Origin of the sequence: Streptococcus mitis, assembly GCF_946190115.1 — a bacterium.
Classification (GTDB): domain Bacteria; phylum Bacillota; class Bacilli; order Lactobacillales; family Streptococcaceae; genus Streptococcus; species Streptococcus mitis_CO.
This window is the reverse complement of record NZ_CAMHZG010000005.1, coordinates 104,893-129,721: the sequence shown is the minus strand read 5'-3', so window position 1 is coordinate 129,721 and position 24,829 is coordinate 104,893. Positions and strand designations below refer to the sequence as shown.

25 protein-coding genes are annotated in these 24,829 nt (G+C 42.9%); 21 read left to right on the top strand and 4 right to left on the bottom strand.

Going from position 1 to position 24,829, the window contains the following annotated elements; all coding sequences use genetic code 11:
* Window positions 1-6: 6 nt before the first annotated feature.
* The 5 genes from N8L90_RS04210 to folK all read left to right on the top strand — a co-directional run bounded on the left by N8L90_RS04210 (window position 7) and on the right by folK (window position 4,496).
* Window positions 7-714 carry a CPBP family intramembrane glutamic endopeptidase gene (locus N8L90_RS04210; protein ID WP_261024308.1) on the top strand — a complete coding sequence of 236 codons (708 nt, stop codon included), beginning with the start codon at window positions 7-9 and terminating at the stop codon, window positions 712-714.
* A gap of 93 nt (window positions 715-807) precedes the next feature.
* Window positions 808-1,782, top strand: coding sequence for a dihydropteroate synthase (folP, locus tag N8L90_RS04205; RefSeq protein WP_261024307.1), 975 nt, complete (start codon window positions 808-810; stop codon window positions 1,780-1,782).
* A 1-nt stretch (window position 1,783) separates the two neighbouring features.
* The gene (locus N8L90_RS04200) at window positions 1,784-3,106 is read left to right on the top strand and encodes a bifunctional folylpolyglutamate synthase/dihydrofolate synthase (protein ID WP_261024306.1); all 1,323 of its coding nucleotides are present in this window, start codon (window positions 1,784-1,786) and stop codon (window positions 3,104-3,106) included.
* Window positions 3,087-3,641: a GTP cyclohydrolase I FolE gene (gene folE, locus N8L90_RS04195; protein ID WP_000380916.1), complete on the top strand. Its 555-nt coding sequence runs from the start codon at window positions 3,087-3,089 to the stop codon at window positions 3,639-3,641. Before N8L90_RS04200 ends, folE begins: the two co-directional genes overlap by 20 nt.
* A 42-nt stretch (window positions 3,642-3,683) precedes the next feature.
* Window positions 3,684-4,496: a 2-amino-4-hydroxy-6-hydroxymethyldihydropteridine diphosphokinase gene (gene folK, locus N8L90_RS04190; protein ID WP_261024305.1), complete on the top strand. Its 813-nt coding sequence runs from the start codon at window positions 3,684-3,686 to the stop codon at window positions 4,494-4,496.
* Between the two features lie 44 nt (window positions 4,497-4,540).
* On the opposite strand, the gene N8L90_RS04185 is transcribed toward folK, so the two are convergent.
* Window positions 4,541-4,858, bottom strand: coding sequence for a DUF960 domain-containing protein (locus N8L90_RS04185; RefSeq protein WP_000886035.1), 318 nt, complete (start codon window positions 4,856-4,858; stop codon window positions 4,541-4,543).
* A 238-nt stretch (window positions 4,859-5,096) separates the two neighbouring features.
* Here N8L90_RS04185 and ccpA point away from each other — a divergent pair, with 238 nt between their 5' ends.
* On the top strand, window positions 5,097-6,107 hold the full coding sequence (gene ccpA, locus N8L90_RS04180) for a catabolite control protein A (protein WP_001090627.1): 1,011 nt from the start codon (window positions 5,097-5,099) through the stop codon (window positions 6,105-6,107).
* A gap of 51 nt (window positions 6,108-6,158) precedes the next feature.
* On the opposite strand, the gene N8L90_RS04175 is transcribed toward ccpA, so the two are convergent.
* Window positions 6,159-7,121 (bottom strand): asparaginase, encoded by a 963-nt coding sequence (locus tag N8L90_RS04175; protein ID WP_261024303.1) that lies wholly within the window; start codon window positions 7,119-7,121, stop codon window positions 6,159-6,161.
* Between the two features lie 65 nt (window positions 7,122-7,186).
* Between N8L90_RS04175 and N8L90_RS04170 the strand changes: the two genes are divergently transcribed.
* Window positions 7,187-8,578: a Cof-type HAD-IIB family hydrolase gene (locus N8L90_RS04170; protein ID WP_219967234.1), complete on the top strand. Its 1,392-nt coding sequence runs from the start codon at window positions 7,187-7,189 to the stop codon at window positions 8,576-8,578.
* A gap of 134 nt (window positions 8,579-8,712) precedes the next feature.
* Here N8L90_RS04170 and N8L90_RS04165 read toward each other — a convergent pair whose 3' ends face one another.
* Window positions 8,713-9,165: a universal stress protein gene (locus tag N8L90_RS04165; RefSeq protein WP_000079148.1), complete on the bottom strand. Its 453-nt coding sequence runs from the start codon at window positions 9,163-9,165 to the stop codon at window positions 8,713-8,715.
* 161 nt (window positions 9,166-9,326) lie between these two features.
* Between N8L90_RS04165 and N8L90_RS04160 the strand changes: the two genes are divergently transcribed.
* The 4 genes from N8L90_RS04160 (at window position 9,327) to N8L90_RS04145 (ending at window position 13,391) form a co-directional block, all read left to right on the top strand.
* Complete coding sequence (locus tag N8L90_RS04160) at window positions 9,327-9,629, top strand: hypothetical protein (RefSeq protein ID WP_219967233.1); 303 nt, start codon at window positions 9,327-9,329, stop codon at window positions 9,627-9,629.
* Window positions 9,630-9,784: 155 nt separating this feature from the next.
* Window positions 9,785-10,999 (top strand): pyridoxal phosphate-dependent aminotransferase, encoded by a 1,215-nt coding sequence (locus tag N8L90_RS04155; protein ID WP_000666476.1) that lies wholly within the window; start codon window positions 9,785-9,787, stop codon window positions 10,997-10,999.
* A gap of 154 nt (window positions 11,000-11,153) precedes the next feature.
* Window positions 11,154-11,288, top strand: coding sequence for a 50S ribosomal protein L34 (gene rpmH / locus N8L90_RS04150; protein ID WP_000831905.1), 135 nt, complete (start codon window positions 11,154-11,156; stop codon window positions 11,286-11,288).
* A gap of 138 nt (window positions 11,289-11,426) precedes the next feature.
* Window positions 11,427-13,391: a peptide ABC transporter substrate-binding protein gene (locus N8L90_RS04145; RefSeq protein WP_261024302.1), complete on the top strand. Its 1,965-nt coding sequence runs from the start codon at window positions 11,427-11,429 to the stop codon at window positions 13,389-13,391.
* A 288-nt stretch (window positions 13,392-13,679) separates the two neighbouring features.
* Here the strand turns inward: N8L90_RS04145 and N8L90_RS04140 are convergent, their stop codons facing one another.
* Window positions 13,680-15,524, bottom strand: coding sequence for an APC family permease (locus N8L90_RS04140; RefSeq protein ID WP_261024300.1), 1,845 nt, complete (start codon window positions 15,522-15,524; stop codon window positions 13,680-13,682).
* 157 nt (window positions 15,525-15,681) lie between these two features.
* On the opposite strand from N8L90_RS04140, the gene N8L90_RS04135 reads away from it, so the two are divergent.
* The 10 genes from N8L90_RS04135 (at window position 15,682) to N8L90_RS04090 (ending at window position 24,724) form a co-directional block, all read left to right on the top strand.
* Window positions 15,682-16,455 (top strand): TatD family hydrolase, encoded by a 774-nt coding sequence (locus N8L90_RS04135; protein WP_219967230.1) that lies wholly within the window; start codon window positions 15,682-15,684, stop codon window positions 16,453-16,455.
* Complete coding sequence (gene rnmV / locus N8L90_RS04130) at window positions 16,455-17,021, top strand: ribonuclease M5 (protein ID WP_219967229.1); 567 nt, start codon at window positions 16,455-16,457, stop codon at window positions 17,019-17,021. Before N8L90_RS04135 ends, rnmV begins: the two co-directional genes overlap by 1 nt.
* A gap of 64 nt (window positions 17,022-17,085) precedes the next feature.
* Window positions 17,086-17,958: a 16S rRNA (adenine(1518)-N(6)/adenine(1519)-N(6))-dimethyltransferase RsmA gene (gene rsmA / locus N8L90_RS04125; protein WP_138707080.1), complete on the top strand. Its 873-nt coding sequence runs from the start codon at window positions 17,086-17,088 to the stop codon at window positions 17,956-17,958.
* A 1-nt stretch (window position 17,959) separates the two neighbouring features.
* Entirely contained in the window at window positions 17,960-18,838 is an 879-nt protein-coding gene (gene rsgA / locus N8L90_RS04120) for a ribosome small subunit-dependent GTPase A (RefSeq protein ID WP_101786120.1), read from the top strand.
* A 10-nt stretch (window positions 18,839-18,848) separates the two neighbouring features.
* Window positions 18,849-19,505 (top strand): ribulose-phosphate 3-epimerase, encoded by a 657-nt coding sequence (rpe, locus tag N8L90_RS04115; RefSeq protein ID WP_261024293.1) that lies wholly within the window; start codon window positions 18,849-18,851, stop codon window positions 19,503-19,505.
* Complete coding sequence (locus tag N8L90_RS04110) at window positions 19,468-20,130, top strand: thiamine diphosphokinase (RefSeq protein WP_049535574.1); 663 nt, start codon at window positions 19,468-19,470, stop codon at window positions 20,128-20,130. The genes rpe and N8L90_RS04110 overlap by 38 nt, the downstream gene beginning before the upstream one ends.
* Before the next feature lies 1 nt (window position 20,131).
* Complete coding sequence (locus N8L90_RS04105) at window positions 20,132-21,388, top strand: DNA recombination protein RmuC (protein WP_261024291.1); 1,257 nt, start codon at window positions 20,132-20,134, stop codon at window positions 21,386-21,388.
* A complete protein-coding gene (locus N8L90_RS04100; protein WP_261024287.1) occupies window positions 21,378-22,319 on the top strand; it encodes a 3'-5' exoribonuclease YhaM family protein in 942 nt (313 codons plus the stop codon). Before N8L90_RS04105 ends, N8L90_RS04100 begins: the two co-directional genes overlap by 11 nt.
* 260 nt (window positions 22,320-22,579) lie before the next feature.
* The gene (purR, locus tag N8L90_RS04095) at window positions 22,580-23,407 is read left to right on the top strand and encodes a pur operon repressor (RefSeq protein WP_004238844.1); all 828 of its coding nucleotides are present in this window, start codon (window positions 22,580-22,582) and stop codon (window positions 23,405-23,407) included.
* A gap of 66 nt (window positions 23,408-23,473) precedes the next feature.
* Entirely contained in the window at window positions 23,474-24,724 is a 1,251-nt protein-coding gene (locus tag N8L90_RS04090) for a diaminopimelate decarboxylase (protein ID WP_261024285.1), read from the top strand.
* The last annotated feature ends 105 nt before the right edge of the window (window positions 24,725-24,829 follow it).

Genomic DNA, 24,829 nt, shown 5'->3' with positions numbered 1-24,829 from the left:
TGATTGATGATAAAAAAGAATATTTGGGGTGAAGTATTAAACAGGGGGAAGTGGTTAATAATCTTTCTAGTAGGGCTTTTATTTTCTCAGTTTCCTTTAGCCCTAGCAACTTTTCTAACTAGCAGAAAATTTCCACTGCTTCAAACTGGACTATTAGTAGGGGCCTTATCTCTTGTGGTTTTAACTGTATTTATAATAGGTGCTAGGAAAACACAGTTGGCTAGTTTTGGTTTATCGTTTTTCAAGGCTAAGGATTTGGCTAGATTGGCTTTAAGCTATCTAGTGATTCTTGCCTTTAATATTCTTGGTGTGGTCTTACTGCGTTTGATGAATGAAACAACAACCAGCAATCAATCAAATATTAATGATTTGGTCCAGAATAGTTCCTTAATTTCCAGTTTTTTCTTACTGGTTCTAATAGCTCCTATTTGTGAGGAGATTTTATGTCGAGGTATAATTCCTAAAAAGATTTTTAGAGGAAATGAAAATTTGGGATACATAATAGGTGCAATTGTATTTGCTTTGCTGCATCTACCAACAAATCTGCCTTCTCTTTTAATCTATGGTGGCATGTCAACTGTGCTAACTTGGACAGTTTATAAAACCCAACGTTTGGAAATGTCTATCTTACTTCACATGATTGTTAATGGAGTTTTTTTCTGTTTGTTAGCTCTTGTGGTGATCATGAGTCGGACATTAGGGATCTCTGTTTAAGATTTTTGACAATTGCTTACTTGTTTCTACTGGGAAAAAGATGAATGCAATCGTGTCCATCTTTTTCTTTTTATGGTAAAATAGAGAAATAATATGGTGAAAAACCTTGAGGGAGTGACCGATATGTCAACTAAAGCTAATCATGTAAAGACAGCTATTTGCGGAATTATCAATGTAACCCCAGACTCCTTTTCGGACGGTGGTCAATTTTTTGCTCTTGAGCAGGCACTCCAGCAGGCTCGTAAATTGATAGCGGAAGGAGCCAGTATGCTCGATATCGGCGGAGAATCGACTCGGCCGGGAAGTAGCTATGTTGAGATAGAAGAGGAAATCCAGCGTGTTGTTCCAGTGATTAAAGCGATTCGCAAGGAAAGTGATGTCCTCATTTCTATTGATACTTGGAAAAGTCAGGTGGCAGAGGCTGCTTTGGCTGCTGGTGCCAATCTAGTTAATGATATTACTGGTCTCATGGGTGATGAAAAAATGGCCCATGTGGTAGCTAAAGCGAGAGCGAAAGTGGTCATCATGTTTAATCCAGTTATGGCGAGACCTCAGCACCCTAGCTCGCTCATCTTTCCTCATTTTGGTTTTGGTCAAGCTTTTACAGAGGAAGAGTTAGCTGACTTTGAAAAAATGCTAATCGAAGAATTGATGGAGGCTTTCTTTGACAGAGCACTAGCGAGAGCAGAGGAAGCTGGTATTGCACAAGAAAATATCTTGTTGGATCCAGGAATTGGCTTTGGTCTGACCAAGAAAGAAAATCTGCTTCTTTTACGGGACCTGGATAAACTCCATCAGAAAGGCTATCCAATCTTTCTCGGAGTGTCGCGCAAGCGATTTGTCATCAATATTCTTGAAGAAAATGGCTTTGAAGTCGATCCTGAGACAGAGCTTGGTTTCCGCAATCGGGACACGGCTTCGGCTCATGTAACCAGTATTGCTGCAAGACAGGGTGTGGAAGTGGTGCGCGTGCATGATGTAGCTAGTCACAGGATGGCAGTTGAAATTGCCTCCGCTATTCGTCTGGCTGATGAAGCGGAAAATCTAGATTTAAAACAATATAAATAAGATGAAAGAATTTGAAAATAATCAGTGGATTGCTAACTATCGGACGGACCAACCGCATTTTGGCTTGGAACGCATGGTGGAACTGTTAGCGTTGCGTGGCAATCCCCATCTCAAACTCAAGGTTATCCATATCGGAGGAACCAATGGCAAGGGCTCGACCATTGCTTTTTTGAAAAATATGCTAGAAAAGATGGGGCTGAGAGTTGGTGTTTTCAGCTCGCCCTATCTCATTCATTACACAGATCAGATTAGCATCAATGGGGAATCTATCCCAGAGGCTAGACTAGAAGCCCTCATGGCAGACTATCAGTCTTTGTTGGAAAGGGAAGTGGCTGCCAATTTGAAGGAGACAACCGAGTTTGAGATTATCACAGCTTTGGCCTATGACTACTTTGCCTCAGAGCAAGTAGATGTGGCTATCATGGAAGTGGGCATGGGTGGACTTTTGGATAGTACCAATGTCTGCCAGCCTATTCTAACAGGCATCACGACTATTGGACTGGACCATGTAGCCCTACTTGGTGATACCTTGGAAGCCATAGCAGAGCAGAAAGCTGGTATTATCAAACAAGGTATTCCCTTGGTGACAGGTCGTATTGCTCCAGAAGCTTTGGCTGTGATTGACCGCATTGCGGAAGGGAAAGATGCGCCGAGACTTGCCTATGGGAAAGATTATCAAGTTAGTCACCAAGAGAGTGTGGTAACAGGTGAAGTCTTTGACTATACAAGTGTTGTCAGACAAGGTCGCTTTCAGACTGGCCTGCTTGGTTTGCACCAGATAGAGAATGCTGGGATGGCTATAGCTTTACTTGATACTTTTTGTCAAGAAGATGGTCGAGAGCTACCAGCTAATACCTTGCTTGCTCAAGCCTTGGAAGAAACAAGTTGGCCAGGGCGTTTGGAAATCGTGTCAAGAGATCCCTTGATGATTTTGGATGGAGCCCACAATCCCCATGCTATTAAGGCTTTATTGGCAACCTTGCAAGAACGCTTTGCGGATTATCGTAAGGAAATCCTCTTTACTTGTATCAAAACCAAGGCCTTGGAGGATATGTTGGACTTGCTGGGGGCCATGCCAGATACCGAGCTTACCCTGACACATTTTGACGATAGTCGGGCGACTGATCAAAGCGTGCTGAAAGAGGGAGCTAAGTCTAGAAATCTCAGCTACCAAGGTTGGCAGGATTTTCTAGAGCAGAAATTGACAGATAAAAAAGAAGAGAAAAAAACAGTTAGGATTATCACGGGTTCCTTGTATTTCTTGAGCCAAGTGAGGGCCTATCTGATGGAGAGGAAGAACGAAAATGGATACACAAAAGATTGAAGCAGCTGTAAAAATGATTATCGAGGCTGTCGGAGAGGACGCTAACCGTGAGGGCTTGCAGGAAACGCCTGCTCGTGTGGCCCGTATGTACCAAGAGATTTTTTCAGGTCTTGGTCAAACAGCGGAGGAACATTTGTCAAAATCCTTTGAGATTATCGACGATAATATGGTGGTAGAAAAGGATATTTTTTTCCATACTATGTGTGAACACCACTTTCTACCATTTTATGGGAGAGCGCATATTGCCTATATTCCAGATGGCCGTGTGGCAGGTTTGTCTAAACTTGCCCGTACGGTTGAAGTTTATTCGAAAAAACCACAAATTCAAGAACGTTTGAATATCGAAGTGGCCGATGCCTTGATGGACTATCTAGGTGCTAAAGGAGCCTTTGTTGTCATTGAGGCGGAACATATGTGTATGAGTATGCGTGGTGTCAGAAAACCAGGCACAGCAACCTTGACGACAGTAGCTCGTGGTCTATTTGAAACAGATAAGGACCTCCGTGATCAGGCTTATCGTTTAATGGGGCTATAAAAAGAATCCGCTTCAAGCGGATTTTTCTAGAAAGGACTAGTTATGGATCAACTGCAGATTAAGGATTTGGAAATTTTTGCCTATCATGGTCTTTTTCCTAGTGAGAAAGAATTGGGGCAGAAGTTTGTTATTTCCGCAATCCTATCCTATGATATGACCAAGGCGGCTACAGACTTGGATTTAACAGCCTCTGTCCATTATGGAGAACTGTGTCAGCAGTGGACGACTTGGTTTCAGGAAACAACTGAGGACTTGATTGAAACGGTAGCCTACAAACTGGTAGAACGTACCTTTGAAACTTATCCTCTTGTCCAAGAAATCAAGCTGGAACTGAAAAAACCTTGGGCGCCAGTACATTTGCCGCTAGATACTTGCTCAGTAACCATCCATCGCCGCAAGCAACGAGCCTTTATCGCCCTGGGAAGCAATATGGGGGATAAGCAAGCAAACTTGAAACAAGCCATTGACAAACTGCGAGCTCGTGGCATCCATATTCTCAAAGAGTCCAGTGTCTTGACGACGGAGCCTTGGGGTGGTGTGGAGCAGGATAGCTTTGCTAATCAAGTGGTTGAGGTTGAAACCTGGTTGCCGGCCCCAGTTCTATTAGAGACCTTGTTAGCTATTGAGTCAGAGATGGGACGGGTGAGAGAAGTGCATTGGGGACCTCGTTTGATTGATTTGGACTTGCTCTTTGTAGAGGATCAGATTCTTTATACAGATGACCTTATCTTGCCTCATCCTTACATAGCGGAACGCCTTTTTGTCCTTGAGTCCTTACAGGAAATTGCGCCTCATTTTATCCATCCGACATTAAAGAAACCGATCCGCAACTTGTATAATGCTTTGAAAAAATAGAAAAAACTCTAGTTTTCAGTCGTTTGTAACTGAAGGCTAGAGTTTTAAAATAGGTCATTTTCTTCTGGGAGGAGGATAGTTTCTCTACCGTCCATATCTAAAACCAGGACTCTCGGGGGATAAAGAGGGTCGAAGGGATGGTTAAAATCAAAATCAATGGCTGTAGGGAGATGTTGACTTGAGAAGTGGAAGGTAATTTTTCCTTGGTTATTAAGCAATTGAAACTCGAGTTCCTCCTCCAATTCAAAGACATTTTTTAAGAAGTGGTCGATGATATACCAAAAAGAGTCAATAACGTCATCAGGCAAGCTGGTAACAATGCCAAAACTAGCAGACCGCATGTGGGTATTGGTAAAAGCCATATTTCTTCCCCCTTTCTTTTCCCTTATCATACAGCAAATAGGATTAAAAATCAAGAAAAGGTGATTTTTTCTTCATAAACATAGCTTCCTATGAAATTTTTTTCAAACAATCTTCAAAAAATACTTGAAAGTGTTTACAAATAGTGATAAAATGGAATAAGTGGAATCATGAAAACGAAATTTTCATACCGTCTCTTTTTTTGGAGTCTCGTGAGGTATGATATAGAAAGGAAATGGAATGAATACAGACGATACAGTAACGATTTATGATGTCGCCCGTGAAGCAGGAGTTTCAATGGCGACGGTTAGCCGTGTAGTCAATGGCAATAAGAATGTAAAAGAGAATACTCGTAAAAAAGTGCTTGAGGTGATTGATCGTTTGGATTACCGTCCAAATGCAGTGGCGCGTGGTCTTGCAAGTAAAAAGACAACCACTGTCGGTGTTGTGATCCCCAATATTACCAATGGTTATTTCTCAACGCTTGCCAAAGGGATTGATGATATCGCTGAAATGTACAAGTATAATATCGTCCTTGCCAATAGTGATGAGGATGATGACAAGGAAGTTTCAGTGGTTAATACACTGTTTTCTAAGCAAGTGGATGGTATCATTTTTATGGGCTACCACTTGACTGAAAAAATTCGTTCAGAGTTTTCTCGTTCTCGAACACCAGTTGTTCTTGCAGGAACTGTGGATGTAGAACATCAGCTTCCAAGTGTCAATATTGACTACAAACAAGCAACGATTGATGCAGTAACCTACCTTGCTAAAGAAAATGAGCGCATTGCTTTCGTTAGCGGTCCACTAGTGGATGATATCAATGGTAAGGTTCGTTTGGTTGGCTACAAGGAAGCCTTGAAAAAAGCAGGTATTTCTTATAGCGAAGGATTGGTATTTGAATCCAAATACACTTATGAAGACGGTTATGCCTTGGCAGAACGCTTGATTTCATCAAACGCAACTGCAGCAGTTGTAACAGGTGATGAATTGGCAGCAGGTGTCTTGAACGGTCTTGCTGATAAGGGTGTGTCAGTACCAGAAGAATTTGAAATCATTACTAGTGATGATTCACAAATCTCACGCTTTACCCGTCCAAACTTGACAACTATTGCCCAACCTCTTTATGACCTTGGTGCTATTAGTATGCGTATGTTGACTAAGATTATGCACAAGGAAGAGTTGGAAGAACGTGAAGTTCTCTTACCTCATGGTTTGACAGAACGTCGCTCAACACGAAAACGTAAATAGAAAAAATCAGGGAATCGTGCAGATTTCCTGATTTGTTTTTAGAGAAGAGGTTTAGCCTTCCATATAGTCTTTCAAAGCTGGCCCTGTTAGTCCGGCATTGAGGGCAATGAGGAGTTTCAAGCGGGCTTTTTGGGCATTGAGTTCTTTAACAAAGAAGACACCTGCCTTTTGCAACTGCACGCCCCCACCTTGGTAGGCATAAACAGGTTCAGCGATACCGTTAAAGCATCGTGAAACCAGGGCGACTGGGATTCCTTTTTGCAGAAGGCTTTCTAATTTTTGAGCCGTTTCTTTGGGAACATTACCAGCTCCGAAGGCTTGGATAATCAAACCATCCAATTGTTCCAAATCCAGCATATCAATCAGCTCATCTGTCATACCAGCATAAGCCGAGATGATAGGGACTAATCCTTGTATGTGATCAAGGTCAAAGCGGACACGAGGTTCAGCTGTTTTAAAGTAGAGGATTTCCTGTTTCATAATCAGACCAAGAGGTCCGTGTGTTGGAGTCTGGAAGGTACTGACATTGGTTGTATGCGTTTTGGTAACATACTTGGCAGCGTGGATTTCATCGTTCATAACGACCAAAACTCCCTTGTCAGCAGCCCTGTCATCGTTAGCCACTCGTAAAGCGCTCAGATAATTATAAACACCGTCACTACCGAGTTCGTTGGAGCTGCGCATGGCACCTGTTAGAACGATAGGCATATGGGGAACCTCCATGGTATCAAGGAAATAGGCTGTTTCCTCTAAAGTATCGGTTCCGTGTGTGATTACCACTCCATCGTAGTTAGCCGCTTCCTCTTTAATTTTCTGGTAGAGAGCCAGCATATGCTTGGGTTTGATATGGGGGCTTGGCAGGTTAAAAAAGTCCAAGGCGTGGACTTGGATTCCTTCAAGAGGATTGGACACATGGTTCATGGGATTATCTGAACTCGTCACAACAGCGCCAGAAGCATCGGCCTGCATGGAAATAGTTCCACCCGTATGTAAAACAAGGATTTTCTTAGGCATGATTTACTCACTCTTTCTGAAATGTGGTATAATCATTGTATCACAAAAGGGGAGATTGGGATAGGATGGAAGTCAAAGCTGTTTTTTTTGATATCGATGGAACCTTGGTCAACGATCGCAAGAGTGTTTTGAAATCCACTAAGGACGCGATTAAGATTGTCAAAGAACAAGGAGTACTAGTTGGTGTAGCAACGGGTCGAGGACCTTTTTTTGTTAAGGAATTGATGGACGATTTGGACCTGGATTTTGCGGTAACCTACAATGGCCAGTATATCTTTAATAAAGAAAGAGTCTTGTTCACGAGCCCAATTTCCAAGTTACATTTGCGTCATCTAATTACTTATGCTAAAAAAGAGGGCAAGGAGATTGCCCTAGGGACCAAGGATGCCATGTTGGGTTCTAAAATCATGTCCTTTGGTCTGGGTTCTTTTTCTCAACGAATCAGTCGCTTCGTTCCCTCTGTTTTAACTCGGACGGTGAGTCATTCCTTTAATCGCATGGTCAGCAAGGTTGTTCCTCAAAAGGAAAAAGACCTGCTTCACCTGATGAATCAGCCTATCTACCAAGTATTAATGCTGATGACGCCAGAAGAATCTGAGAAGGCGGCAGTTGATTTTGAAGACTTGAAATTGACACGTAGTAATCCTTTTGCAGCAGATGTCATCAATCAAGGAAACTCTAAATTGGAAGGCATACGCCGAGTCGGGAAAGAATATGGTTTTGATCTCAACCAAGTCATGGCCTTTGGTGACTCAGATAACGACTTAGAAATGCTGGCGGGTGTCGGTATGTCGGTCGCTATGGGAAATGGTAGTAGCAGTGTCAAGGAAGTTGCCAAGCACATCACTACCAGCAATCAGCAAGACGGAATCCACAAGGCCCTGGAACATTTTGGTGTTCTGGCCTCAGAAAAAGTCTTTGTCAGCCGTGACTATCATTTCAATAAGGTCAAGACCTTCCACCATATGATGGATGAACGAACCCAAGAAGAACCTCGAGCTTGGGATTTAGAAGGTGCAACCCACAGGGCTGGCTTTAAAATAGAAGAATTGGTGGAGTTTGTTAGAGCTGCCAGCCCTTCTGAAGAGGACTTTGATCAAGCTCTATCGCAACTTCATCAAGCTCTTGATAAGGCGGCAGATAAAGTAGCCAAGAAGACGCCTGCCCAGCAAGATTTGATAGGGCAAGTGGATGCCTTGATTGACACGCTTTACTTTACCTACGGTAGTTTTGTCTTGATGGGGGTGGACCCAGAACGTATTTTTGACATTGTCCATCAGGCCAATATGGGGAAAATTTTCCCAGATGGCAAGGCTCATTTTGATCCAGTGACCCACAAAATCTTAAAGCCAGATGATTGGGAAGAAAAATATGCTCCAGAACCTGCTATTAAAAAGGAACTGCAGCGCCAACTCAAGGCTTATGAACGCCATAAAGAGAGAAATAATACTCAATGAAAATCAAAGAGCAAACTAGGAAACTAGCCGCAGGCTGCTCAAAACACTGTTTTGAGGTTGTAGATGGACGTTGACGTGGTTTGAAGAGTATAAATAGTAAACAAAAAGGAGCGCTGAGCTCCTTTTCTTTGTGATTATAAGGTTTTTTCTTGTTCTCTCACAACCAGCAAATCAACCTTAGCATGGCGGAGAATGTATTCAGATGAAGAACCAACCAAGAGGCGTTCAAAGGCGTTGAGACCAGTTGCACCAACGAGAATGAGATCAACTTCTTCTGCATCTGGAATAGTACGTGCCAGTAGGGTCTTTGGATTTCCCATTTCAATGACGATATGAACATCTGCCACCCCAGCATCTTTAGCACGTTTTTCGTACTCTTTCATCAGACTTTCAGCGTCGACTTGGAGTTCTTCGTAAACTTCAGCATCAAAGGTGGATACGCTTTGGAGAGCGCGTGTGTCAATGACATGTGCGATGGTGAGTTTAGCGTCGTTTCGTAGAGCAGAATGAACTCCCTTGACAAAAGCCAAGTCCGCTTCTTTAGAACCATCGATTGCGACCATAATATTTTGGTAACGTTGTGCCATAATGAAACCTCCTGAAATTTTCTTACTATAATTGTAAACCTTTTCAATACAGAAGTAAAGCAAAAAAAGTATTTTTCAAAAGAATGTTAGCGCTTAAAATCTATATAAATATATGATAAAATAAAAGAAAGGATAGCAGGAAAGAAGTGAAGGGAGGGAGAATGATGAAAAACTCTTTTCAAGAAACAAAAAATTCAAATTTCCTTTATTATGGAATCATCCTAGTTTCAGTCTTGCTAGAAGTTATCATGATCTGGCAATTAGAGAGTCTGGTACCGTTTCTTTATCCAGGTTTTATCGGATTTTTAGTCTTTCATGTACTCTACCATCTAATCTTATTCCTAGTTGCAAAACGAAGTGGGCGTTGGGATTACTTGATGATATGGGGACTTTTTCTCATGTTCAATCTTCTTTATGACTCCTTTTTAGCCTTGCTTTTTCTAGGTTTATCTTTTGGTATGTAATGTTTTTTTGGCAAAATACCTGCTATCTTCCCTGTTTGACCTCGCTTTTAGTGAGGTTTTTCTTCTGTAGGATTTTAGTAACACATTTCAGCAAACTTGTCGCATTTTCTTTCTAGTGGTATAATGTTACTATCCTGATGAATTGAGGAAACAAGATGAAAGAATATAACAAGTCTAGTAAGTTAGAGCATGTTGCTTATGATATCCGTGGTCCTGTTTTGGAAGAAGCCATGCGGATGCGAGCGAATGGAGAAAAGATTTTACGTCTGAATACAGGAAATCCAGCAGAATTTGGTTTTACAGCACCAGACGAAGTCATTCATGACTTGATTATGAATGCGCGTGATAGTGAAGGTTACTCTGACTCCAAAGGGATTTTCTCAGCCCGTAAGGCCATCATGCAGTATTGCCAATTGAAGAAATTCCCAAATGTAGATATTGATGACATCTACCTTGGAAATGGTGTCAGTGAGCTGATTGTCATGTCCATGCAGGGGCTTTTGGACAACGGGGATGAGGTCTTGGTGCCAATGCCAGACTATCCTCTCTGGACAGCAGCTGTCAGCCTAGCTGGGGGAAATGCCGTTCACTATGTCTGTGATGAAGCAGCAGAATGGTACCCAGATATTGACGATATCAAGTCAAAAATCACTTCCAATACCAAGGCAATCGTCCTTATCAATCCAAATAATCCAACTGGAGCCCTTTATCCTAAGGAACTCTTGTTGGAGATTATTGAGATTGCCCGTCAAAACGATTTGATTATCTTTGCGGATGAAATTTACGACCGCATGGTCATGGATGGACATGTGCATACGCCTGTGGCGAGCTTGGCACCAGATGTTTTCTGTGTCAGCATGAATGGTCTGTCTAAATCGCATCGTATCGCTGGTTTCCGTGTGGGTTGGATGGTCTTGTCTGGACCTAAGACACATGTTAAAGGCTATATAGAAGGTCTCAATATGCTATCTAATATGCGCCTTTGCTCTAACGTTTTGGCTCAACAGGTCGTACAAACTTCTCTGGGTGGTCACCAATCAGTCGATGAATTGCTTCTTCCTGGTGGACGAATTTATGAGCAAAGAAACTTCATCTACAATGCCATTCAAGATATTCCAGGTTTGTCTGCGGTTAAACCCAAGGCTGGACTCTATATCTTCCCTAAAATAGACCGCAATATGTACCGTATCGATGATGATGAGCAGTTTGTTCTTGATTTCTTGAAGCAGGAAAAGGTTCTCTTGGTTCATGGCCGCGGGTTCAATTGGCAGGAACCAGATCACTTCCGTATCGTTTACCTTCCTCGTGTTGATGAACTAGCCCAAATCCAAGAAAAAATGACTCGTTTCTTGAAACAGTATCGTAGATAGGGCTTACATTCGAAAAAGCGCCAAAAAGCTGGAAACATTTGCCTAGAGCTATTGACAAAAGTGAAAGAATCAGATAGAATAGTAAAGTATGTTTAGTAACTGATCACTTTATAGCCGGCTAAACGAATACAAAATCTATGAGGAGGTATTCATCGTGAAACGTACTTATCAACCAAGTAAACTTCGTCGTGCGCGCAAACACGGATTCCGTAACCGTATGTCAACTAAAAACGGTCGTCGCGTATTGGCAGCTCGTCGTCGTAAAGGACGCAAAGTTTTGGCTGCATAATCCAAACGAACCATAACAAAAATCAGTAGGAACTCGAGTCTACTGATTTTTATTTTTGTAAAAAAGTTCAAAAAGACTTTATATTTTTGCTCAAATAGTGTATAATATTTCACATACTGTAAAAAATGGAGAATAATCATGAAGAAATCAAAAGTTATGCTTTTTGGAGCTATGGCTTTGACAGCAGGTCTAGCTCTAGCGGCATGCGGGTCATCCCAATCAAGCAATGCAGACAAGACATACTCTTATATCTTTGTCAGCAACCCTGATACCTTGGATTACATTACCTCTACACGAGACTCTACATCTAGTATCACAACCAACTTGATTGATGGTTTGTTGGAAAATGACCAGTATGGCAATCTCATTCCATCTATGGCTGAGTCATGGACGGTGTCAAAAGATGGCTTGACCTACACTTATAAGATCCGTCAGGGAGCTAAATGGTACACTTCTGAAGGAGAAGAGTATGCGGACGTAACAGCTCATGACTTTGTGACTGGTCTCAAGTATGCGGCTGATAAAAAGGCTGAAAATTTGTACTTGGTACAAGACTCTATCAAGGGGCTAGCAGACTATGTTGAAGGACAATCATCCGATTTTGGAACTGTTGGTGTTAAGGCAGTGGATGATTACACTCTACAATACACCCTCAACCAACCTGAGACTTATTGGAACTCTAAAACAACAGCAAGTATCCTTAATCCTGTAAATGAAGCCTTCTTGAAGTCTAAGGGAGATGACTTTGGAAGTGTAACACCATCAAGTATCTTGTCAAATGGTCCTTACTTGTTTAAATCTTTCTCATCAAAATCTTTGATTGAGTTTGATAAAAACCCTAATTACTGGGATAAGGACAAGGTCAAAATTGAGAAAGTGAAACTCTCTTTCTTTGACGGTTCTGACCAAGACAGCATTGCTAGAGGTTTCTTGGATGGTAACTATACTGATGGCCGTATCTTCCCAACAAGCTCAGTCTTTGCTGAACTCAAGAAGGGAAATGAGGACAAGATTACCTATACACCGCAAAACTCAGTTACTTTCTATTATCTTTTCAACGTGAATCGTCAAAGCTACAAGCAAACTATGAAACAGTCTGATAAGGAAAAGACAGATTCACGCGCAGCTATGCAAAATAAAGATTTCCGTCAGGCTATCAACTTTGCCTTTGACCGTCATGCCTATGCAGCGCAGACAAATGGTGAAGATGGAGCAGACCGTATCTTGCGTAATACGATTACACCAAGTAACTTTGTTCAAGTTGGCGATAAGAACTTCGGTGACATTGTCAATGAGAAAATTGTCAACTACGGTAAAGATTGGGCAAATATCAACCTAAACGATGGTAAGCAAGCCTTCTTGAATCCTGAAAAGGCCAAAGAGAAGTTTGCGAAGGCCAAAGAAAGTCTGCAAGCACAGGGAGTAACCTTCCCAATTCATTTGGATATGCCAGTTGACCAGACTGCTAAATTAGATGTGCAACAGGCTGGATCGTTCAAACAGACAGTGGAAGAAACCCTTGGTAAGGAGAATGTAGTTATCGACGTTATCCAACTTTCTCCAGATGAAAAAGACCAGGCAACCTACTTTGCAGATACAGCAGAACAAAAAGACTACGATATCGACATCTCAGGATGGGGTGGAGATTACTCAGATCCTAAGACTTACCTAGCCATCCTTGATCCAGAGACAGGTTCTCAGCTGAAAAACATGGGCTTGTCTGAAGGAAAAGACAAGGAAGTCAAGGATAAGATTGGTCTTGCTGACTACAAGAAACTCTTGGATCAGGCTGATGCGGAAATCACAGATACTCAAGCTCGCTATGAAAAATATGCTGAAGCCCAAGCTTGGTTGACAGATAGCGCCCTCTTCCTACCAGTTCAAAGTGGTGGAGCTAACCCAATCTTCCGTAAGACTGTACCGTTTACAGGCCCATTCTCATTCGTTGGGAATAAAGGAAATGCTGACAACTACAAATATGTTGAATTGCAAAAAGAGGCAGTAACTGCTAAACAGTACCAAGAACTCTATGAAAAATGGCTGAAAGAAAAAGCTGAGTCAAATAAAAAAGCTCAGGAAGATTTAGCTAACCACATTCAATGATATTCCTAGTCACGCTTTTCAGTTAATACTCTTCGAAAATCTCTTCAAACCACGTCAGCGTTGCCTTACCGTATATATGGTTACTGACTTCGTCAGTTCTATCTGCAACCTCAAAACAGTGTTTTGAGCTGACTTCGTCAGTTTCATCTACGACCTCAAAGCAGTGCTTTGAGCAGCCTGCGGCTAGCTTCCTAGTTTGCTCTTTGATTTTCATTGAGTATAAGCATAGTGGCTGGATTCAGAAAAAGGCCTTACCAGACGCTTCTTGCTTCTGGTAGGGCCTTTTCTTTATTCTTTTAAGTGGTAAGAGTAGCTAGCGACAACGACGTCTTGGTGCCAACGGAGGGCATATTTGAGTTTGAGACTCATCTGATTGTGTAGGATATTCTGCCAAGGTTTATTAGGGATAAACTGGGGTACTAGGACAGTGACTGTATAGTTCTTTTTCTGGGCATCCTCAGAGATTCGTTTGACATACTTGACAGTAGGGGTGATGATGTCGCGGTAGCTGGTCTTGATATTTTTCAGAGTAATGGTTGGGAAGTAATCGACAAATTCTTGGAGAATTTCTTGGTCTTTTTCTGCTGTTTCCTTAGTAGAAATGTGCATGGCTAAGACTTCGTCACCGATACTTTGAGCGTAGTTAATGGCTCCGACGCTAACTCGGGTAACATTTCCTACTAGGACGAGGACAAGATTGCCATCGTAGGTACGTTTTTCGATTCCTTCATAGAGTCGCAGTTGTTGGGCCACTTTTTGGTAATGACTGTGAATCGCCAAGAAGAGTAGAGTGAGTACGAGAATAATCGGGAAGAAAGGCCAGATATCACTGAGACGGAAAAAGAGCAAGATTAGTACAATCGCGTAGCAAATGATTGCCCCAAGGATATTGGCAAGAGCTGGTTTTAAGAAGTTGGCTCCTTTTTCCTTTTTCCAATGGCGAATCATCCCAGTCTGAGAAAGGGCAAAGGGAACGAAGACCCCGATAGTATAAAGGGGAATCAAACGTTCGGTATTGCCATTAAAAATGAGAAGAAGAATCATAGCCCCAAATGCCAGAGTTAAAATTCCATTAGAGTAGCCTAGGCGGTCTCCTTTTTCCATAAAGAGATGGGGCATGTATTTGTTTTTAGCCATATTGTAAGCCAGCATAGGGAAGGCCGAAAAGCCAGTATTTGCAGCTACGGCCAAAATTAAGGCTGTGGAGAATTGGAAGATATAATAGCCAAGGTGGCCAAAGAAGGAAGTGCCAAGGATGCCTTGAGCCATCTGCGAAAGAATAGTCTCTCCGTGTTGAGGCATAATCCCCATCCAGTAGTTTAGGAAGGTGATTCCAGCAAAAAGAAAACCTAAAATCAAGGCCATGATGGTCAAGGTCTGAGCAGCATTCTTTTCTTTAGGAGCCTTGAAAAAAGGAACGGCATTTGAAATAGCTTCAACCCCTGTCAGAGAGGCAGAACCACTGGTAAAGGCTCTTAGAATGAGAACGATAGACAGACTCGGTACAGCATGCCCGATAGGAGAAGTTGCCTGATAGCTGAGAGAACCTGTCACTAGTTGAAAAATTCCATAGAGCAAGAGAAAGACAGTACTGATGATAAAGAGATAGACAGGAATCATCAGTGAGCTGGCAGATTCTTTCAAGCCCCGTAAGTTCAAAAGCATAAGCAAGCAAACCAGAAAAATGGAGATGTGAAGGTTGTAAGGGTGGAGGGCAGGGAGAGCTGCTGTGATAGCGTCCGCTCCAGATGATACCGATACTGCCACAGTCAGCATGTAGTCAACCAGCAGACTACCTCCAGCGATCAAGCCAAGTTGGGGAGATAGATTTTCTCGAGTAACCATATAGGCCCCTCCTCCTTGAGGATAGGCGTGGATGATTTGACGGTAGGAAACGGTCAGGCTGGCCAGAAGTAGGAGGACAAAAAGGCCGATAGGAAGGCTCCACCATATAGCTAGAGGAGAGAGGCTAGCCAAGACGAGGACTACTTGCTCAGGTCCATAGGCAATGGAGGACAGAGCGTCGCTTGACAACATGGCCAGTGCCTGCATTTTTCCCAGCAGACCTCCCTCGCCTTCGGTTAAGGACTTAAGAGGACGGCCTATAAAGGTCTGTTTTAACTTTGTAAACATGGTATTTTCCTTTTCTGAAAATTTCAATAAGTGCTATTATACTGCTTTGGAAAAAGAGCGTCAAGAGATGATAATGGGTTTTAGAATATTTTTTTCAGATGAGGAGAGAGGTCAGTTTTTTTGGTATAATAGAAGATAGAAAACGAGGTTAGAAGAGATGATTTTTGATACACATACACACTTGAATGTAGAAGAATTTGCTGGACGTGAGGCAGAAGAAATTGCCTTGGCCACTGAGATGGGTGTGACACAGATGAATATTGTGGGTTTTGATCAACCGACGATAGAGCGTGCCTTGGAGTTGGTAGATGAGTATGACCAACTTTACGCGACTATTGGTTGGCATCCGACAGAGGCAGGGACTTACACAGAGGAGATTGAAGATTACTTACTTGATAAGCTCAAGCATCCCAAGGTTGTTGCTTTAGGTGAGATTGGTTTGGATTATCATTGGATGACAGCGCCCAAAGAGGTGCAGGAGCAGGTTTTTCGCCGTCAGATTCAGCTATCTAAGGACTTGGATTTGCCTTTTGTTGTCCATACCCGTGATGCGCTGGAAGATACCTATGAGATTATCAAAAGTGAGGGAGTTGGTCCTCGTGGTGGTATTATGCATTCTTTCTCAGGAACTCTTGAATGGGCAGAGAAGTTTGTCGAGCTTGGCATGACCATTTCCTTTTCAGGAGTGGTGACTTTTAAGAAGGCAACCGATATCCAAGAAGTTGCTAGAGAACTTCCTTTGGACAAGATTTTAGTGGAAACGGATGCGCCCTACTTAGCACCTGTACCCAAGCGTGGTCGTGAAAATAAAACAGCCTATACTCGCTATGTGGTGGACTTTATTGCTCCCTTGCGTGGGATGACGGCAGAAGAGCTGGCAGCGGCAACGACTGCAAATGCAGAGCGAATTTTTGGATTGGACAGCAAGTAATGAAAGAAAAAATTTCCCAAGTCATCGTGGTTGAAGGTCGTGATGATACGGCCAATATCAAACGTTACTTCGATGTAGAGACCTATGAGACACGAGGTTCTGCCATCAATGACCGGGATATAGAGCGGATTCAGCGCCTGCACCAACGTCATGGAATCATTGTCTTTACAGACCCAGATTTTAATGGGGAGCGGATTCGTCGCATGATTATGACGGCCATTCCAACAGTTCAGCATGCCTTCCTCAAACGAGATGAAGCTGTTCCCAAGTCCAAGACCAAGGGACGTTCCCTAGGAATAGAGCATGCCAGTTATGAAGATTTGAAAACAGCTCTAGCTCAGGTGACAGAACAATTTGAACATGAGAGTCAGTTTGACATCAGTCGTAGAGACTTGATTCGCCTTGGTTTTCTAGCAGGGGCAGATAGCCGTAAGCGACGAGAATATCTAGGAGAGGCTCTCCGAATTGGCTATTCCAATGGAAAACAGCTGCTCAAGCGGTTGGAGTTGTTTGGGGTTACTTTAGCAGAAGTGGAAGAAGCTATGAAATCTTATGAGAATAGTTAAGCAGACCCCAAATGTAAGGGGAATGTGTTACAATAGTAGTAACAGATAATAGAAAAGAGAATAGATGAGAATTGCAGATTATAGCGTGACCAAGGCAGTGCTGGAGCGTCACGGTTTTACCTTTAAAAAGTCCTTCGGGCAAAATTTCTTGACGGATACCAATATTCTTCAAAAAATCGTGGATACGGCTGAAATTGATGACCAGGTTAATGTCATCGAAATCGGGCCAGGGATTGGTGCCTTGACGGAGTTTCTGGCTGAGCGTGCAGCAGAGGTCATGGCCTTTGAGATTGACCACCGTTTGGTGCCGATTTTGGCAGATACCTTGCGTGATTTTGATAATGTGACCGTGGTCAACGAGGACATTCTCAAGGTTGACTTGGCGCAACATATCCAGAATTTCAAAAATCCTGACCTGCCAATCAAGGTAGTGGCTAATTTGCCTTACTACATCACAACGCCTATTCTCATGCACTTGATCGAAAGTGGCATTCCTTTTAGTGAGTTTGTGGTCATGATGCAAAAAGAGGTAGCTGACCGCATTTCCGCTCAACCGAATACCAAGGCTTATGGTAGCTTGTCGATTGCGGTTCAGTACTACATGACGGCAAAGGTTGCCTTTATCGTACCTCGTACGGTCTTTGTGCCAGCGCCAAATGTGGACTCAGCCATTTTGAAAATGGTGCGTCGTCCAGAGCCAGCTGTAGCAGTAGAAGATGAGAACTTATTCTTTAAGGTTTCCAAGGCAAGTTTCACTCATCGTCGCAAGACCTTATGGAATAACCTGACAGGTTACTTTGGTAAGACCGAAGAAGTCAAGGACAAGCTGACCAAGGCCTTGGACCAAGCAGGTTTGTCACCAAGTGTGCGTGGGGAAGCTCTCAGCTTGGCAGAATTTGCCAGCCTAGCAGACGCGCTTAAAGGGCAAGGACTCTAAGATGCAGGGACAAATTATTAAGGCCTTGGCAGGCTTCTACTATGTAGAGAGTGATGGCCAGGTCTATCAAACACGCGCGCGTGGGAATTTCCGTAAAAAAGGCCATACTCCCTACGTTGGGGATTTAGTCGACTTTTCTGCCGAGGAAAATTCAGAAGGCTATATCCTCAAGATTCATGAACGAAAAAACAGTCTGGTCCGTCCGCCCATTGTCAATATTGACCAAGCTGTGGTGATCATGTCTGTCAAGGAACCTGATTTTAACAGCAATTTGTTGGATCGTTTCTTGGTTCTTTTGGAGCACAAGGACATCCATCCCATCGTTTATATTTCTAAAATGGATTTGTTGGAAGATAGGGAAGAACTGGATTTTTATGAACAGACTTATGGTGATATCGGCTACGACTTTGTGACCAGTAAAGAGGGACTCCTTCCTTTGTTAACAGGTAAGGTTACGGTCTTTATGGGGCAGACAGGTGTTGGGAAATCAACTCTTCTCAATAAAATCGCACCAGACCTCAATCTTGAAACGGGAGAAATTTCAGATAGTCTGGGTCGTGGGCGCCACACTACTCGAGCTGTTAGTTTTTACAACCTCAATGGGGGTAAAATCGCAGATACACCGGGATTTTCATCCTTGGACTATGAAGTGTCAACGGCTGAAGACCTCAATCAGGCCTTTCCAGAGATTGCTAGTGTCAGTCGAGACTGTAAGTTCCGTACTTGTACCCATACCCATGAGCCGTCCTGTGCGGTCAAGCCAGCAGTTGAAGAAGGTGTTATTGCCACCTTCCGTTTTGACAACTACCTGCAATTTTTCAGTGAGATTGAAAATAGCAGAGAAACTTATAAAAAAGTCAGCAAAAAAATTCCAAAATAAGGAGAAACCTATGTCTCAATACAAGATTGCTCCGTCAATTCTGGCAGCAGATTATGCCAACTTTGAACGTGAAATCAAACGCCTAGAAGCAACTGGGGCAGAATATGCACATATCGACATCATGGATGGTCATTTTGTACCGCAAATCAGTTTTGGTGCGGGTGTGGTCGAATCTCTTCGTCCTCATAGCAAGATGGTCTTTGACTGCCACTTGATGGTAGCTAATCCAGAGCATCATTTAGAAGACTTTGCGCGTGCAGGTGCGGATATCATCAGCATCCATGTGGAAGCAACGCCTCATATTCATGGTGCCCTTCAAAAAATTCGTTCACTCGGTGTTAAACCTTCAGTCGTTATCAATCCTGGTACGCCTGTCGAGGCGATTAAGCATGTCCTTCATCTAGTTGACCAAGTTTTAGTCATGACAGTTAACCCTGGCTTCGGTGGGCAGGCCTTTCTACCAGAGACAATGGATAAGGTCCGTGAGTTGGTTGCGCTTCGTGATGAAAAAGGTTTGAAATTTGAGATTGAAGTTGATGGTGGGATTGATGGCCAAACTATTGCTCAAGCCAAAGAAGCTGGTGCGACCGTTTTTGTAGCAGGTTCCTATGTCTTTAAGGGAGATGTCAATGAGCGAGTACAAACTCTCAGAAAACAACTGGACTAGGGTTGCCGTTTTTGCAGGCGGAGACCGTGGTCATTATCGGACGGACTTTGATAGTTTTGTCGGTGTGGATCGAGGATCGCTCTGGGTCTTGGAAGAAAATCTACCTCTTGCTCTAGCGGTTGGAGATTTTGATTCTGTGACCGAAGAAGAGCGACAGGTGATTCAAAAACGTGCCCAGCATTTTGTCCAAGCCCGACCAGAAAAGGATGATACAGATCTGGAATTGGCTCTCTTGACTATTTTTGAGAACAATCCTCAGGCTCAAGTTACTATTTTTGGTGCTTTGGGTGGTCGTATTGATCACATGTTGGCTAATGTCTTTCTGCCCAGCAATCCCAAGTTGGCGCCCTATATGCGTCAGATAGCGATTGAGGATGGGCAAAACTTGATTGCCTATTGTCCAGAAGGAACTAGTCAGCTACATCCCCGTTCAGACTACGACTATCTAGCCTTTATGCCAGTTCGGGATAGCCAGCTGACCATTCTTGGAGCCAAGTATGAGTTGACAGAGGAAAATTTTTTCTTTAAAAAAGTGTACGCTTCTAACGAATATATAGATAGGGAAGTTTCGGTGACTTGCCCAGATGGCTATGTGGTCGTACTACATAGTAAGGACAGGAGGTAAGATGGAAAGTTTACTTGTTCTATTATTGATTGTCAACCTAGCTGGACTCTTTCTGATTTGGCAGAGGCAGGATAAGCAGGAAAAACATCTCAGCAAGAGCTTGGAGGATCAGGCAGATCACTTGTCAGACCAGTTGGATTACCGTTTTGAACAAGCCAGACAAGCCAGTCAGTTAGATCAAAAAGACTTGGAAGTAGCTGTCAGCGACCGTTTGCAAGAAGTTCGAATCGAGTTGCACCAAGGTCTGACGCAAGTCCGTCAAGAAATGACTGAGAATCTCCTCCAAACCAGGGATAAGACTGACCAACGTCTCCAAGCCTTACAGGAATCCAATGAGCAACGTTTGGAACAAATGCGCCAGACAGTCGAGGAAAAGTTAGAAAAGACCTTGCAGACACGCTTGCAGGCCTCCTTTGAGACAGTTTCCAAGCAACTAGAGTCTGTCAATCGTGGCCTTGGAGAAATGCAGACAGTTGCCCGCGATGTCGGAGCCCTCAACAAGGTTCTCTCTGGAACCAAAACGCGAGGTATTCTGGGTGAATTGCAACTGGGGCAAATCATCGAAGATATCATGACTCCTGCCCAGTATGAACGAGAATACGCAACGGTTGAAAACTCTAGTGAACGAGTGGAGTATGCCATTAAGTTGCCTGGACAGGGTGACCAGGAATATGTCTACTTACCGATTGACTCCAAGTTTCCACTGGCAGATTATTATCGCTTAGAAGAAGCCTATGAAGCAGGTGATAAGGATGAGATTGAACGCTGTCGCAAGTCGCTCCTAGCAAGCGTCAAGCGCTTTGCCAAGGATATCAGGAACAAGTACATAGCACCGCCTCGGACGACCAATTTTGGAGTTTTGTTTGTTCCGACAGAAGGTCTTTATTCAGAGATTGTTCGCAATCCGGTCTTCTTTGATGACTTGAGACGGGAGGAGCAGATTATTGTCGCAGGTCCAAGTACCCTATCAGCTCTCCTCAATTCCCTATCAGTTGGCTTCAAAACTCTCAATATCCAAAAGAGTGCCGACCATATCAGTAAGACCCTTGCTAGCGTTAAGACCGAGTTTGGCAAGTTTGGTGGCATTCTGGTCAAGGCACAGAAACACCTCCAACATGCCTCTGGCAATATTGATGAACTATTAAACCGTCGCACTACAGCTATCGAGCGGACGCTCCGTCACATTGAGTTGTCAGAAGGTGAGCCTGCGCTTGATCTACTCCATTTCCAAGAAAATGAGGAAGAATATGAAGATTAGTCACATGAAAAAAGATGAGCTGTTTGAAGGCTTTTACCTAATCAAATCAGCTGACCTGAGGCAAACTCGAGCTGGGAAAAACTACCTAGCCTTTACCTTCCAAGATGATAGTGGCGAGATTGATGGGAAGCTCTGGGATGCCCAACCTCATAACGTTGAGGCCTTTACAGCAGGTAAGGTTGTTCACATGAAAGGGCGTCGAGAAGTTTATAACAACACTCCTCAAGTCAATCAAATTACTCTCCGCCTGCCTCAACCTGGTGAACCCAATGATCCAGCTGATTTCAAGGTCAAGTCACCAGTTGATGTCAAGGAAATTCGTGACTACATGTCGCAAATGATTTTCAAAATTGAAAATCCTGTCTGGCAACGAATTGTCCGAAATCTCTACACCAAGTATGATAAGGAATTCTATTCTTATCCCGCTGCCAAGACTAATCACCATGCCTTTGAAACGGGTTTGGCTTATCATACGGCGACCATGGTACGTTTGGCAGATGCCATTAGCGAGATCTATCCTCAGCTCAATAAGAGCCTGCTTTATGCGGGGATTATGCTGCATGACTTGGCTAAAGTTATCGAGTTGACGGGACCAGACCAGACTGAGTATACAGTACGAGGTAATCTTCTTGGACATATCGCTCTAATTGATAGCGAAATTACCAAGACAGTTATGGAACTCGGTATTGATGATACCAAGGAAGAAGTCGTTCTGCTTCGTCACGTCATCCTTAGTCACCACGGCTTACTTGAGTATGGAAGTCCAGTCCGTCCACGCATTATGGAAGCAGAGATTATCCATATGATTGATAATCTGGATGCAAGCATGATGATGATGTCAACAGCTCTGGCTTTGGTGGATAAGGGAGAGATGACCAATAAAATCTTCGCTATGGACAATCGTTCCTTCTATAAACCAGATTTAGATTAATAATTTAAGAAAAATGAGCATTTTTTAGGACAAGAATGTTCGTTTTTTTATGTGAATATGGTATAATAAGTAAAAGACAAAAATGAATACTCTTCTAAAATCTCTTCAAACTAGGGTAACATCGCCTTGTCGTATATGTAGGTATATTACAGACTTTGTCAGTTCTATCGACAACCTCAAAACAGTGTTTTGAATCGTCAGCGACCAGCTTTCTAGTTTGCTTTTTGATTTTTTGAATAAAAATGGAATAGGAAATAGAAATGAAATTAAGAAGAAGTGATCGGATGGTTGTCATTTCCAACTATTTGATTAATAATCCTTATAAACTAACTAGTCTCAATACTTTTGCTGAAAAGTATGAATCTGCTAAATCATCCATCTCAGAAGATATCGTGATTATCAAACGAGCCTTTGAGGAAATCGAAATCGGTCATATCCAGACAGTAACTGGTGCTGGTGGTGGTGTTATTTTCACACCATCAATCTCAAGCCATGATGCCAAGGAAATGGTTGAGGACTTGCGTGCCAAGTTGTCAGAAAGTGACCGTATCTTGCCAGGTGGTTATATCTATTTGTCTGATTTGCTTAGCACCCCAGCTATCTTGAAAAATATTGGTCGCATTATTGCCAAAAGCTTTATGGACCAAAAAATTGATGCCGTTATGACTGTAGCGACTAAAGGTGTTCCACTTGCAAATGCAGTTGCCAATGTCCTCAATGTTCCCTTTGTTATTGTGCGCCGTGACTTGAAAATTACCGAAGGTTCAACTGTCAGCGTCAACTATGTATCCGGTTCAAGTGGTGACCGCATTGAGAAAATGTTCCTTTCAAAACGTAGTCTCAAGGCAGGAAGCCGTGTCTTGATTGTGGATGACTTCTTGAAAGGCGGCGGAACTGTCAACGGGATGATCAGTCTCTTGCGTGAGTTCGATTCAGAATTAGCAGGTGTAGCCGTCTTTGCGGATAATGCCCAAGAAGAACGTGAAAAGCAGTTTGACTACAAGTCACTCTTGAAGGTAACCAATATTGATGTCAAGAATCAAGCCATCGATGTTGAGGTTGGTAATATCTTTGACGAAGATAAATAAGAAATATAACTAGAGGTTGGAACGATTGTCCCAGCCTTTCTTTGCAAATAGAATAGAAGGAAACTTATGAAAACACCATTTATCAATAAAGAAGACTTAGAAAAGATTGTTGTCGAGTTCCCCACTCCCTTTCACTTGTATGATGAGAAGGGAATTCGTGAAAAGGCAAGAGCCGTCAACAAAGCCTTTTCGTGGAACAAGGGCTTTAAGGAATATTTTGCAGTTAAGGCTACTCCAACTCCAGCTATTTTAAAAATTCTTCAAGAGGAAGGTTGTGGAGTGGACTGCTCTAGTTATGTGGAGCTTTTGATGAGCCATAAACTGGATTTTCCAGGTTATGAGATCATGTTCTCTTCAAACAATACGCCAGATAAGGAATATGCCTATGCGCGTGAATTGGGTGCGACCATTAATTTGGATGCCTTTGAAGATATTGAACATCTAGAGCGTGCAGCAGGCATTCCAGAAATTATCTCTTGTCGTTACAATCCTGGAGGCGTTTTTGAACTGGGGACAGACATTATGGACAATCCTGGAGAAGCCAAGTTTGGTATGACCAAGGACCAGCTCTTTGAAGCTTTTGCCATCTTGAAGGAAAAAGGAGCCAAGACTTTTGGGATTCACTCCTTCCTAGCGTCCAATACCGTGACCCATCTCTATTATCCAGAGTTGGCGCGTCAGCTTTTTGAATTGGCTGTTGAAATCAAGGAAAAGTTGGGCATTTCGCTAGACTTTATCAATCTTTCTGGCGGTATTGGTGTCAACTATCGTCCAGACCAAGAGCCGAACGATATTGCCTTGATTGGTGAGGGAGTTCGTAAGGTTTATGAAGAAGTTCTTACCCCAGCAGGTCTTGGGCAGGTCAAGATTTTCACAGAATTGGGTCGCTTTATGTTGGCACCTCACGGTACTTTGGTTACAAGAGTCACTCATAAGAAGAAAACCTACCGTACCTATCTAGGTGTGGATGCATCAGCAGTCAACCTCATGCGTCCAGCTATGTACGGAGCTTACCATCATATTACTAACGTGACCCATCCAGATGGACCAGCTGAAGTGGTAGATGTGGTTGGTTCACTCTGTGAAAACAATGATAAATTTGCAGTGAATCGCGAACTGCCTCATACAGAAATCGGTGATTTGCTGGTCATTCATGATACAGGTGCCCACGGTTTTTCAATGGGCTACCAGTACAACGCCAAACTTCGTTCTGCGGAAATCCTTTATACTGAAGAAGGCAAAGCCCGTCAAATCCGCCGTGCAGAGCGCCCTGAGGACTATTTTGCAACCTTGTATGGCTTTGATTTTGAAGAATAAAATGATAAGTAATTGAAAATGAAATTGAAAAACAGATTGCTTTCTAAAAAATAGGCAAAAATCTTGTTTTTCCTTCAAGTCATGATATAATAAAACTATAAAACG